This window comes from Rugosimonospora acidiphila, from assembly GCF_039543385.1.
In the GTDB taxonomy this organism is placed as follows: domain Bacteria; phylum Actinomycetota; class Actinomycetes; order Mycobacteriales; family Micromonosporaceae; genus Rugosimonospora; species Rugosimonospora acidiphila.
Window position 1 is genome coordinate 13,707 of the sequence record NZ_BAABJQ010000044.1, and the last position, 13,147, is coordinate 26,853.

Sequence of the window (13,147 nt, forward strand, 5' to 3'; positions counted from 1 at the left end):
CGGATGGCCAGCTACGTCGTCGGGATCGACTTCGGCACCCTGTCGGGCCGGGCCCTGGTGGTACGCGTTGAGGACGGGGCGGAGCTGGCCAGTGCCGTGCACCCCTTCGCGCACGGCGTGATTGATCGGACCCTCGGCGGCGAGGAGTTGCCGCAGGGCTGGGCGCTGCAGGACCCGGAGGACTACCGGGACGTGCTGCGCGAGGCGGTGCCGGAGGCGGTGCGCGCGGCGGGCGTCGAGCCGCGCGAGGTGATCGGCATCGGCATCGACTTCACCGCGTGCACGGCGCTGCCCGTGCTGCGCGACGGCACCCCGCTGTCCCAGCTGCCCGAGTTCGCGGACCGGCCACACGCGTACGCGAAGCTCTGGAAGCACCACGCCGCCCAGCCGTACGCCGACCAGATCAATGAGCTGGCGGTCCGCCGGGGGGAGGGGTGGCTCGGCCGCTACGGTGGGCGCATCTCCGCGGAGTGGCAGTTCGCCAAGGGCCTCCAGCTGCTGGCGGAGGACCCCGAGATCTACGCGCGCACCGACCGGTGGATCGAGGCGGCCGACTGGATCACCTGGCAGCTGGCCGGCGTCGAGACGCGCAACGTGTGCACCGCCGGCTACAAGGGCATCCTCCAGGACGGCCGGTACCCGTCGTCGGCGTACCTGTCCGCGTTGGACCCCGACTTCGCCGGCTTCGTCACCGACAAGCTGGCCCACCCGCTGTCGGAGCTGGGCGCCCGGGCCGGCGGGCTCACCGCGACGGCGGCCGCGTGGACCGGGCTGCCCGAGGGCATCGCGGTGGCGGTCGGCAACGTCGACGCGCACGTGACCGCGCCCGCCGTTGGCGCACTGCGCCCCGGCCAGATGCTGGCCGTGATGGGCACCTCGATCTGCCACGTGATGAACGGTGAGCGGCTGGCCGAGCTGCCCGGGATGTGCGGCGTGGTGCAGGGCGGGATCTCACCGGGGCTCTGGGGGTACGAGGCGGGGCAGAGCGGGGTGGGCGACATCTTCGCCTGGTACGTGGAGAACTGCGTGCCCCCGTCGTACCATGCGCGGGCCCGTCGCGAGGGAGTCGACCTGCACACGCTGCTGTCCGGGCTCGGCGCCGCCCAGCCGGTCGGGGCGCACGGGCTGGTGGCGCTGGACTGGCACAGCGGCAACCGTTCCGTGCTCGCCGACCACGACCTGACCGGGGTCATCGTCGGGCAGAGCCTGGCCACCCGGCCGGAGGACACCTACTGGGCGTTGATGGAGGCGACGGCGTTCGGCACCCGCACCATCATCGAGGCGTTCGAGTCGGCCGGCCTGCCGGTCACCGAGCTGGTCGCGGCCGGCGGCCTGATTCGCAACCCGTACCTGATGCAGTTGTATTCGGACGTGACCCGGCGCCCGGTGGCCACCACCGCCGCGGAGCAGGGGCCGGCGCTGGGCGCGGCGATCCACGCGGCCGTGGCGGCCGGCGCCTACCCCGACATCTACCGGGCGTCGGAGGAGATGAGCGCACCCCGGGCGGCCGTGTACCAACCGGATACCGCCCGCGCCGACGGGTACGACGCGTTGTACGGCGAGTACCGCCGGCTGCACGACTACTTCGGCCGCGGCGGCAACGACGTGCTGCACCGGCTGCGGGCGCGGGCCCGCCGCCAGGCGGTCATCGCCTGACGACGCGCCGCGGTCGTCAGTGACCGGATAACGGGCGGGCCGGTCGACCGCTGGACGCGGTCGCCGACCGCCCCGACGATCCAAAAGTGCGATGCCTGCCCGACGGCCGGCACGCTCCACAGTGGAGTTCAGTGCCGGCTTGGCCGGTCAGGTCTTGGTGGGGATTCCCGGTCTGGGCGGGATCCCCACCAAGACTCGCTCAGCGGCGGGGCTTTCGGCGCGGGCGTGGCGGTCCGCTTGCACAATCGTTGCCACGCGACGTCCCCGCGATCCTGCCGCTCCGCGGGTCGATAGCGCCGCCGCGTGCGGCCGAGCGCCGAGCCCGAAATCTTGTTCGAAATATCGAACGCCGCACGGCTGGACTGGTCGATGGGCCGCGATCGCCGCTGGTGGTGGCCGGTCCGTGCGCGCCTCGGGATGGCCCGAGGCGCGCGCCGATACCGTGCGGGGAACTCCGTTCCGGCCGGATGACATGTCGTTGACAGTCGATGTCTTGGGGCCTTACCGTTTGCGCAGGATGTGAATGCAGTTCGATATATCGAATCGATATGCATCATTCTGTTCGCGCGGTGACCCGCCCGTACGCGTGCGCCGCTCCCGTACCCCGGCCGGCCCTCACGCCGGCCGCCGTCCCACCCCCCTCAAGGAGGAGCATGTGAGCAAAGGGCTCAGGACGCGACGGCACAGACGGTTCGCCGCCGGTGCCGTGCTCGTGCTCGTCGCGGCCACACTGTCCACAGTGGCCACAGCACAAGCCGCCTCGGCCGCGGTGACGTTCACCAGTACGGTGGTCAATCAGGCCAGCGGGAACTGTATGGATGATCCGTACTCGTCGACGTCGCCGGGTACGCAGTTGATCCAGTATTCGTGTAACAACGGGTCGAATCAGGGTTGGACGTTCGCGCCGGTGTCGGGTACGACGGCGACGTATACGGTGACGTCGTTCGCGGGTCTGTGTGTGGGTGTCGCGGGGTCTTCTACGGCTGACAACGCGGCGGTGCAGCAATTGACCTGTAGTGGTGCGACGAGTCAGCGGTTCACGTTGACGCCGGTGTCGGTGTCGGGTGCGACGAACACCTTCAATCTGGTGGCGTCGAACTCGGGTAAGTGCATCGTGCCAACGGGCGACACGACCGCCAACAACACGGTGCTGGTGCAGCTGCCCTGCACGACGGCCACCACCCGCGTGTGGCGCATCCCGTCCTACAACGGCGGAACCACCAGCGGCAACACGGTGACCGTCGCCAACCCGGGTACCCGCACCACGACGGCCGGCACCTCGGTGTCGCTGCAGATCAGCGCGAGCGACTCGGCCTCCGGCCAGACGCTGCACTTCTCCGCCACCGGCCTGCCGAACGGGCTGTCCATCAGCACGAGCGGCCTGATCACCGGCACCCCGAACACGGCCGGCACGTCGACCGTGGTGGTCACGGCCACCGACGGCACCGGTGCCGCCGGCTCGGCGTCGTTCAGCTGGGTGGTCAACTCGTCGGGCGGCGGTGGGACCACCACCTACCTGGGCATCCCGGCCGTGGCACCCAACGCCTGCAACAACTCCAGCCTGCCCAACGCGTACGGCACCAACTTCCCGGTGCCGGCCGACCCGCTCGGGCAGGGCTTCGCCAACGAGACCGCGCTGGGCTGGGACGGCAACTACTGGCCGGTGCTGCAGTACCTGTCCGGCTCGTTCTTCGCCCGCGGCGTGCCGACCACGTACAACAACAACGGCACCAACATCTGCGGCTCGATGTACTCGTTCAGCATCTACCACTACGGCGGCAACCGCGCCGCCCAGTCGGTGCAGTGGACCCAGGAGTCCGGCTACCTGCCGGCCATGACCACCTCGTTCACCTCCGGGTCGGTGGCCGTGTCCATCAAGGAGTTCGCCGACAAGGTGACCATCAGCGGCCACGCGTTCGATCTGGTCTACACGCGGGTGTCGGTCACCAACAACGGCAGCGCCTCGGTCACCATCGACCCGGGTGGCACCGGCACGAACCTGGTCCGGCTGACCAGCACGTCGCTGAACACCGTGGCCGCGCACGCGACGAGCAACCACGACTACGTGGTGGCCGTCGACAACTTCGGCAACGGCGCCGCGCTGCCGACCGGCACCACGTTGTCGTCCGCCGCGCCGAGCTTCGACACGGCCGACGCCCAGATGGCCGCGTACTGGAACGGGCGCATCGGGGAGACGGCCGGCTTCGGCCTGCCGAACCTGACCCTGCCCAACACCGGCAGCCTGGCCAACCCCGGCACGGCGCTGGTCAACGCGTACAAGGCCGGCACCGTCTACGGGCTGATGATGCAGGTCGGTGAGGCGCAGTTCTCCGGCGCGGACAACTACTCCTGGCTGCTCAACCACGACGTGCCCGGTGAACTCAACTCCCGGCTGGAGACCGGCGACTACCACGACGCGCAGAACCTTCTGCTCACCGCGCGGATCTCGCAGGCCACCAACTTCAACGAGCACGGCGCCAACTGGTACTACGACGGTGACTGGAAGACCCCGGCCACCTGGGCGTACTACCTGGCCAAGACCAACGACACCGCGTTCGTCAGCCAGTACTTCCACGACGACGCCAGCGGCTCCAGCCAGTGGGGTCCGAGCCTCTACACCATCATGCACACCATTTACTCCGGGCAGCTGTCCTCCGACGGTTCACTGAAGGCCAGCTTCGACAACGACTCGTCCGGCCGCTGGCTGTTCGACGACTACTCGGCGCTGGAGGGCCTGGCGGCGTACAAGTACATCGCCACCCGGCTGGGCAACACCACGGAGGCGCAGTACGCCAACACCGCGTACAACAACCTGCTCAGCCACACCAACACCCTGGTCGCCAACAACGAGTCGGCGCATGGCTTCAGCTACCTGCCGTGCGTGATCGACCAGGCGAACACGTCCAACCGGTGCAACACCTACAACGACGCCAACTGGGCCTCGCCCGTCTGGGTGGGTCAGAACCAGTGGTCGACGATGCTGATGGGCGGCACGCTCAACGGCGTGATCGGAGACCCGGCACAGTCGGACGCCATGTACGCCATGGGCTTCGCCCGGCTGGCCTCGCACAGCCTGCCGTACCCGACGTTCGGCGCCTTCAACGGGTACTCGACGGCGTACAACACCGCGTACGCCTCGAACGGCCTGTTCGGCAGCAACTACCGCGACCTGCCGATCACCAGTTACGCCTGGCAGATCGCCACCACCACCGGCGGCCCCAACGCCTGGTGGGAGGCCAACGGCTCCGGGCCCAGCACTTCCAACCCGTGGATCGGCAACCACGCCGGCCCAGAATTCGGCGCCATCCCGTACGCCTGGCCGATCTCCGCGCAGCAGGAGGGCCTGCTGCAGTCGATCGTCGCCGAGGGCCTGTCGGCCACCGGCAGCGGCCCCTACACCTACACCCGGCCGCTCTACATCGGTCGGGGCATCCCGAACACCTGGATCGCCTCCGGTCAGACCATCAGCGCTTCCAACCTGACCAACTCGTACTCGGTCAGCAGCGGCTCGCGCTCGACCTACGGCGTGTCCATCTCGGTGACCAAGCCGAGCACGCGGGTGGTCACGGTCAACCTGTCCGGCAGCCTGCCGGGCGGTGCGGTCTCCATCCAGCTGCCGATCTTCCTGTCGGTCGGCGTGAACTCGGTCAGCGGCGGCACCTACAACGCCTCGACGCACACGGTCACCGCCAACTCGGGTGCGACGAGCATCGCCATCACCCTGGCGAGCTGACCGTCCGTTCGTGGATTGGCGGCGCACCAGCCGCGGCGCCATGACAGTCGCCCCGTGCCGGCTCATCCGGCACGGGGCGACCTTTGCTGCTGATCGATATGCGCGAGCCTGTGCCGTGACGCCGTGACGGGGTTGGCGCGACCGCTAAGACGCGGGTGCGATCGCGGATCCCGTTGCGGGGCCGGCCTGGCGCCTCACCGTGTCGGTATCCACACCCGCATGGTGCTCGGTCCGCGGTTGGCCCACCGGTGGTAGGGAACGAGCGGCAGCTCGATGTCGTACGCGTCCTCGATGTAGGCATCGAGGCGCCCGTAGGGCTGCTCGATCCCACCGTTCGGCACGAAGAGCACCCCGGCCGCGACGGCACCGTCGCCCACCGGCCGCGGCGGCTGCTTGGGATCGATGCGCAGTGCCTGCACGTCAGCCCCGCCGGGGAGGTCGACCGACTCCGCGCACAGCACGAGCGGCCCGCGTTCGACCGCGACGGTGCCACGCACGGCGTCGATTCTCGGGTCGGCGGTGGTCCAGCGCGGCTCCATCGGGAGCCGGAGGACGATGCGACTGTCCGCCGCGGCGTCGTGAACGGTGTGGGACGGCGCCTGCGCGCGCGACACCTGGCCGTCGACCTCGACGGTGGCGCCGTCCGCCCAGGAGGGGATGCGCAGGGTCAGGGTCCACCGGTCGCGGGGCGCGGCGACCACCGTCACCGTCACCTCGCCGTCGTCCGGGTAGCGGGTGGACACGTCGAGCCGCACGTCCTGCCCGTCCTCGAGCGAGGCGTGGATGGTGCCCGGAGCGTACTGGAGCAGTTGGACGCCGTCCCGGTTCGTGGTCGCGACGTAGGTCGCGAGTTGAGCGAGGGTACGGGCGACGTTCGGCGGGCAGCAGGCGACTTCGAACCAGGGTGCGCGCAGCTGGGCGTGTGCGCGGGGGCTGACCTCGTCCGGGTCGCTGGGCTGGCCGGCGACGCGCTGGTGCAGCGGGTTGGTGTAGAAGAACGCCGTGCCCTCGGTGCTCGGTGAGGCAGCGACCACGTTGTAGAGGGTGCGCTCGATGGTGTCGGCGTAGGCCAGGTTGCCGGTGGTGAGAAGCAGGCGCCAGGCGACCATGATGGACGCCACGCCGGCGCAGGTCTCGCAGTACGCGCGGTCGGGCGGCAGCTCGAAGTCGTCGCCGAAGGCCTCGTCCTGGTGGTGTGAGCCCATGCCTCCGGTCAGGTAGGTCCGCCGCTGAAGCGTGCGCTGGTACTGCCGCTCCACGGCCTCGACCGTCGGGGAATCGTCCGCCTCGACCGCGGCGTCCACGGCGCCGGCGGACAGGTACAGCGCCCGCACGGCATGCCCGCGCAGCACCTGCGCGTCCGCGATCGGGATGTCGTCCTGGAAATAGGACCGCCCGAACTCGATGTCCTGCAGGCTGTGGCGTCCCCGCCGGTCCAGGAACACGCGGGCCTGCCGCAGGTACCGGCGCACTCCGGTGGCACGGTAGAGCTCCACGAGCGCGGTCTCGATCTCGGGGTGGCCGCAGACCCCCGCCAGGCCGTCGGGGCCGAAGGTGTCACAGACGTGGTCGGCCGCCTTGCACGCGATCTCGACGAGCCGGTCGTGATGTCCGGACCTGATCCGGGCTACGGCCGCTTGGATGAGGTGGCCGTAGCAGTAGAGCTCGTGGCCCCATTCGAGGTCGGAGTAGCGGGACGGCTGGTCGGCGTTGCCGAAGCGCGTGTTGAGATAGCCGTCGGGTTGCTGGGCCGACGCGATCCGTTCGACGATGCTCTGCAGTCGCTGTTCCAACTCCTCATCGCCGGTGCGGGCGATCTCCCATGACATGGCTTCGAGGAGCTTGTACACCTCCGAGTCGGAGAATTCGCGGCCGGAGCGGGTGTGGCCGACGGTGCCGTTCGCGACGGCGTCGAAGTTGGCCGTCCAGCCGACCCGCTCCTGCCAACGGGCGATGTGGGGAATGATGGCGTCCCGGTTTAGCTGCTGCCGGTGCCCCCAGAACCCGCCGGATATGCGGATCTTGTCGATCCCCAGCGGGAGCAGAGTTGCCGTACCTGGCGCGACCGGCGCGACCGTGAGGCGAGCGGTAGTGACGCCGTCCGGCTGGGTCGCGTTGTGACCATCGTTCACTGTGTGGGTCATCCTTTCACCGCGCCCGAGGCGAAGCCCCGGATGTAGTGGCGCTGCAGAGCGAGGAACAGAATCACTGCCGGGATGGTCAGCACGACGACGCCGGCGGTGGTCGATCCGTAATCGATGACGCCCATGGTTTGCTGGCGCATGTTGACCAGCGCGAGCGGTAGCGGGGCGTTATTGCTGCTGAGCAGGTAGAGGGAGACCATGAAGTCGTTCCAGGCGGCCAGATATGCGAACAGGCCCACCGTGATGAGGCCGGGGCGCACCGCCGGGATCATGACTCGACGGAAGGCCTGGAACGAGCTGCATCCGTCGATCAGGGCCGCGTTCTCCAGGTCGCGCGGCACGGCGGTGAACGAGGTGCGCATCATGAAGATGCCGAACGGGATCTGAAACAGGGTCAGCACGAGCACGACGCTGAACAGCGAGTTCTGCAGACTGATGTCCTTCATCCACACCAGCAGCGGAATCAGCAGGGTGGCGTAGGGGATCATCATGATCGACAGCACCAGTACGAACAACACGTTCTTGCCCCGGAACCGGAAGCGCGCGAAGGCGTAGCCTCCGGTGGCCGCCAGCGCCAGCGTGAGGGCGGTCGCGCCGATCGAGATGATGAGCGAGTTCATCAGGTACTTGGGCAGGCCGTACCCGTAGGAGAACAGGGTCTCGTAGTTCTTGAAGCCGTACCCGTGGATCTGCGCCGTGCCCGGGCTCGGTGACACCGAGCTGACCACCGCCCAGACGAGGGGGATGATGAACACCACCACCATCACCGTGGTGAGGAGGTAGTAGACGGATTGCGATGCGACTGACTTCTTCATCTCCTGCTACTCCTCGTCCGCGCCGACGCGCAGCGCGCGCAGTTGGACGATGTTGACCAGCACGAGCGCCAACAGCAGGAGAACCGACAGCGCCGCGGCCATGCCGAGGTCCTTGTGGGTCTCGAAGGCATCGCGGTAGATCAGCTGGACGATCGTCATGGTCGAGTTGTTCGGGCCGCCCTTGGTCAGGATGTAGAACTGGTCGAAGGCCAGCAGCGAGCCGGTGACCGACAGGATCATGGTCATCGCGACGGTGGGGCGCAGCAGCGGCAGCGTGATGCTCGTCAACGTCTTCCACCGGCCCGGCCCGTCCAGCCGGGCCGCCTCGTACACCTCGACGGGAATGGCCTGCAGGCCGACCATCATCAGCAGCATGTAGAAGCCGGCGAAGCGCCAGACCACGAGGATCACCGTGCCCCACAGCGCGCCACCCGGTGTCCCGAGGATGGAGGACTGGCCGCCGGCGCCGCCCAGATCCTCCAGGATGTGCGTGATCGGGCCTACCTGAGGTGAGTACAGCGCGTAGAACAGCAGGGAGGCCGACGCGATACCGAGCGCCGAGGGGATCAGGATCGCGGTGCGCAGAAAGTTGTTCCACCGCCGCGACTCCTGCACGAGCAGGGCGAGCCCGAGGGCCACCGGCATCAGAATCACCGTGGTGACCACGGTGTACTTCAGGGTGAACCAGATGGACTGCGGCAGCAGCGGATCGTTGAACAGGTTGGTGAAGTTGTCCGGGAAGTTGTTGCCCTGGGCCCCCCCGAGCAGCGTCCAGTGGGAGAACGCCATGACGACGACCACGACGATCGGGGCGACGAACAACAGCAGGAGCAGGATCGCGGTCGGAGCGGCGTAGAGCCATCCGGTGCGGTTCTCGGCGCGGGCTTTCTTGGACCGGAATGCGGCACGACGCGCTTGGCGCGGTGGCGCCTTGTCAAGGACCGGGGTCAGCGACGTCGGTGGGGCCATGGTCTGACCTCCGTAGGACTGTGCGAGGGGTGTCCGGCAACAGCCGGGAACGGCTCGACTACCGCCGTTCCCGGCTGGGATGTGCGCTTGGTGCGTTTCTAGCGCGCGGTCACTGTCCGAGTGCGGTGGTGATCGCCTGGTTGTCTGCGTCGATCTTCGATGCGTCGCCCCAGACGGCGTCCTGGAAGAGGATCTGGAAGGGGCTGCCCGCCGCGTTGAACGCGTCGTTGAAGTTCGTGGCGATCGGCGTCTGGCCGGTCTTGATGGTGCCGTTGCCGATGAGCGTGCGCGGATCGGCGTCCTTGTAGCCGCTCTCCAGCGTCTTGAAGTTCGACGCGGTGTCGTTGTTGTCGGCGAACACCGTCTGCTGTGCCTGCTCGCTCATCAGCCAGGCGAGGAAGTTCCAGGCCTGGGCGACGTGCTTGGAGTCCTTGGTGATGCCGATGGCGTCCCCGCCGAGGAAGGTCGAGGAACCGCTGTCGACGCCGGGGATGGGCGCCACGCCGATCTGGAACGGCGAGGACTTGAACAGCGCGCTGACCGCCGTGAAGGGGTACTGCATGACGCCGATCTTCCCGTTCTGGAACGGTGCGGTCCACGTCGCGCCGGTCTCGTCCTTCGACCCGGCCCCCAGCCCGTTCGGCGTGTTGGCCAGCTCACGGTAGGCGTTGAAGACCTTCTTGGCCGAGTCGCTGTCGAGCAGCGACTTCTTGCCGTCATCGCTGATCGCCTGGTCGCCGTTGCCCCACAACATCGGGAAGAGCGTGAAGACCAGCGCGCCACCGGACTGACCGGCGACGTACGTGCCGGCCACGTCCTTCTTGTTCAGCGCGGCGACCGCCTTGGCCTGGGTCACGAAGTCGTTGAGGTTGGCCGGACCCTTGTTCGGGTCGAGCCCGGCCTGCTGGTAGAGGTCCTTGTTCCAGACCATCACCGAGATGTCGCTGACGAACGGCAGGGTGTGCTCCTTGCCGTCGACCGTGCCGGCCTTGATGTGCCCGGACTGCAGTTCCGACTTCTCGGGCAGCGCGTCGATCTGCTTGGTCAGGTCGTGGAAGATGCCTTGCTGCGTCCAGTAGGGCACCCGCACGACGTCGCCGGCGAGGATGTCCGGCAGGCTGTCGGTCTGCACGGCCGCGCCGACCTTACCCTCGACGTCGTCGTTGGGCAGCAGCTCGAGCTTGACCTGGTTCTTGTGCGTCTTGTTGTAGGCGTTGACCGCGTCGGTCGCCTGCTTCTCCAGGGGTGCGCGCGACCAGAGCGTGATGGTCGTCCCGTCATCCGTGCCATTTTCGGGGATGGACACTGTGCCGCTACTGCCGCTGCTTCCGCCGCCACAGGCGGCGAGGGTCAGGGCGACGGCACCGGCAACCGCGACCGCCGCTAGGGCGAACCGGTTGCGGCGTGGAGCAGGAGCTATCGATTCCATGTCTGGTGCCTTTCATTCTCGACGCGGAGCACCGGCCGACCTTTGCTCGAGGTCATTCGTTCGTTCGTTATTGACCGCTTCCGGCCGCTCCGAAAAGACAGAAAAGCTTTTCGGCAACTTAACATGCGCGCCGGAACTGGGTCAAGCACGGTTGCGCGGCATCCTGCTAGCCTTCAGAAGAAGGCCGTACATAGCGTCCCAGGAGACCGAAATTGGTTGAGAAGAGCAAGCCGGCAACGCTGAGCGACGTCGCCCGCCTGGCCGGCGTTTCGGTCGCGACGGCGTCGAAAGCCCTGAACGGGCGGGCGCAGGTACGCGCATCAACCCGCGAAAAGGTCTTCCGTTCCGCCGAGGCACTCTCCTTCGTCCCCAACCCGCTGGCGCAGGGGTTGCTGTCCGGCCAGACCGGAACCGTCGGCCTGCTCACCTCGGACCTGGAGGGCCGCTTCTCGATCCCCATCATGATGGGCGCCGAGGATGCCTTCGGCGCCGATTCGACCTCGGTGTTCCTCTGTGACGCCCGCGGCGACGCGATCCGGGAACAGCACCAGCTGCGCGCGCTCCTGTCGCGCCACGTGGACGGTCTCATCATCGTCGGCGCCCGGCCGGATCCGCGCCGCTCCCTGGGGCCCGACATCACGGTGCCGGTCGTGTACGCCTACGCGCCGTCGGACCACCCCGAGGACTGCTCGATCACCAGCGACAATGTCCACGGTGGGCGCCTGGCCGCCGAACACCTGCTCGGCATCGGCCGGCGCAGGATCGCCATCATCACCGGAGACTCGGCGTACGGAGTGGCACACGACCGGGTGGCCGGCCTGTTGCAGGCGTTGCACGACGCCGGCCTGCAGCCCGTGGAGGCGCCGTTCTTCGGCTCGTGGTCGGAGAGCTGGGGCAGGGCCGCCACGCGCATCCTCCTGGAGGCGCATCCCGAGATCGACGGGCTGATCTGCGGCAGCGACCAGATAGCTCGCGGGGCGATGGACGCGCTGCGCGAACTGGGCCGTGACATCCCCGACGACGTAGCGGTCATCGGCCACGACAACTGGGAAGTCCTGGCCACCGACGCGCGGCCGCCGCTGTCCAGCATCGACATGGACCTGCAGGAGCTCGGCCGCCGGGCCGCCGAGAAGCTTTTCGACGCTATCGATGGGCGGCCGTCACACGGGATCGAGAAACTTCCCTGCCGCCTGATGGTGCGCGGATCGACCACGCCCACCCACTGAAAGGGTCTTTTCGCCGCGCGGGCGGTGCGATCCACCGGGATCGCACCGCCCACAGTGGAGCAACGGATCAGAAGTCGTACTGCATGTAGTTGTCCTTGGTGAACTCGAGCGGCTTCGAGAAGATGATGGTGCCCGGAGCCGGGTCGTTGCTCACCGTGAACGTGCCCAGGTCGCCCGCGTCGAACGAGCCACCGGCCGCCGGCATCGTGCCGTCGGCCACCTTGCGCGCCACCTGGGCGATCAGCTCACCCTGCTTGACCTCGTCCCAGAGGAACAGACCGGTCAGCGAGCCGTCCTCGAAGTACTGCTTGTTCGGGTTGGGGTCACCGATGCCGAACACGCCGATCTTGCCCGCCTTGCCGACCGCCTTCACCGCGGCCAGCGCGCCCGGCACCGCCGCGCCGTCGATCGGGATCAGGGCCTTCAGGTCGGGGTTGGAGTTGATCAGGTTGGTCGCCTGGGTCTGCGACGTGGCCTGGTTGGACTGCCCGTACCCGATGGGGCCGACCTTCAGGTTCGGGTAGCTGGACTTGATGTAGTCCTGCATCGCGTCGATCCAGGCGTTCTGGACGGTCGCGTCCTTGGTGGAGGACAGGATGCCGATGGTGCCGGTGGAGCCGAACTTCTGCACCACGGCGTCGATGAGCGCCTTGCCCATGTCCGGGTACGCGGTGTCCTGGATGAAGTAGTCGCGCGCGGACGGCGTGACGTCGGAGTCGAACCCGATCACCTTGATGCCCGCGGCCTTGGCCGCCTGCAGCGCCGGGACCTCCGAGGTGGGGTCATTCGCCGAGTACGCGATGACCTGCGGCGGGTTGTTGCTCTTCACCAGGCCGTTGATGATGTTCGCCTGGTCCGGGCCGCTCGCCTGCACCGAGGCGGTGTAGTTGATCGTCTCTTTCAGCGAGGGCGCGATCTGCTTGGCGCCCTTCACGTTCGCCTCGAAGACGGCCAGCCCGAGCAGCTTCGGGACGACGGCCACGGTGATCGGGTCGCCGGCCTTGACCTTTGTCGCGCTGCCACCGGACGACGACGCGCTCGTGCCACTGGAGCACGCGCTCACGCCGATCACCGTGGCAACCAGTAGCGCGCCGACCTTGGCACGCTTCGTGAAGCCGCTTGCTTGTCGCATGGACATTGTCCACTCTCCTTCGGGACAACCAATGTGATCGATA

General features: G+C 68.1%; 8 protein-coding genes. 3 read left to right on the forward strand and 5 right to left on the reverse strand.

The window, feature by feature from the left end:
• Positions 1 to 3: 3 nt before the first annotated feature.
• Both araB and ABEA87_RS39185 read left to right on the forward strand, forming a co-directional pair.
• On the forward strand, positions 4 to 1,656 hold the full coding sequence (araB, locus tag ABEA87_RS39180) for a ribulokinase (protein ID WP_345638547.1): 1,653 nt from the start codon (positions 4 to 6) through the stop codon (positions 1,654 to 1,656).
• Positions 1,657 to 2,311: 655 nt separating this feature from the next.
• Positions 2,312 to 5,389, forward strand: coding sequence for an RICIN domain-containing protein (locus tag ABEA87_RS39185; protein WP_345638549.1), 3,078 nt, complete (start codon positions 2,312 to 2,314; stop codon positions 5,387 to 5,389).
• 194 nt (positions 5,390 to 5,583) lie between these two features.
• Here the strand turns inward: ABEA87_RS39185 and ABEA87_RS39190 are convergent, their stop codons facing one another.
• From ABEA87_RS39190 to ABEA87_RS39205, 4 genes are all read right to left on the reverse strand, one after another.
• Positions 5,584 to 7,533: a glycoside hydrolase family 127 protein gene (locus ABEA87_RS39190; protein ID WP_345638551.1), complete on the reverse strand. Its 1,950-nt coding sequence runs from the start codon at positions 7,531 to 7,533 to the stop codon at positions 5,584 to 5,586.
• Positions 7,530 to 8,348, reverse strand: coding sequence for a carbohydrate ABC transporter permease (locus ABEA87_RS39195; protein ID WP_345638554.1), 819 nt, complete (start codon positions 8,346 to 8,348; stop codon positions 7,530 to 7,532). The genes ABEA87_RS39190 and ABEA87_RS39195 overlap by 4 nt, the downstream gene beginning before the upstream one ends.
• Positions 8,349 to 8,354: 6 nt before the next feature.
• Positions 8,355 to 9,317, reverse strand: a complete 963-nt coding sequence (locus tag ABEA87_RS39200; RefSeq protein WP_345638556.1) for a carbohydrate ABC transporter permease — start codon at positions 9,315 to 9,317, stop codon at positions 8,355 to 8,357.
• Between the two features lie 109 nt (positions 9,318 to 9,426).
• Positions 9,427 to 10,746 (reverse strand): ABC transporter substrate-binding protein, encoded by a 1,320-nt coding sequence (locus ABEA87_RS39205; protein ID WP_345638558.1) that lies wholly within the window; start codon positions 10,744 to 10,746, stop codon positions 9,427 to 9,429.
• 212 nt (positions 10,747 to 10,958) lie between these two features.
• Between ABEA87_RS39205 and ABEA87_RS39210 the strand changes: the two genes are divergently transcribed.
• Entirely contained in the window at positions 10,959 to 11,972 is a 1,014-nt protein-coding gene (locus ABEA87_RS39210; RefSeq protein ID WP_345638560.1) for a LacI family DNA-binding transcriptional regulator, read from the forward strand.
• A 67-nt stretch (positions 11,973 to 12,039) separates the two neighbouring features.
• Here ABEA87_RS39210 and ABEA87_RS39215 read toward each other — a convergent pair whose 3' ends face one another.
• Positions 12,040 to 13,104: a substrate-binding domain-containing protein gene (locus ABEA87_RS39215; RefSeq protein ID WP_345638562.1), complete on the reverse strand. Its 1,065-nt coding sequence runs from the start codon at positions 13,102 to 13,104 to the stop codon at positions 12,040 to 12,042.
• Positions 13,105 to 13,147 lie beyond the last annotated feature (43 nt).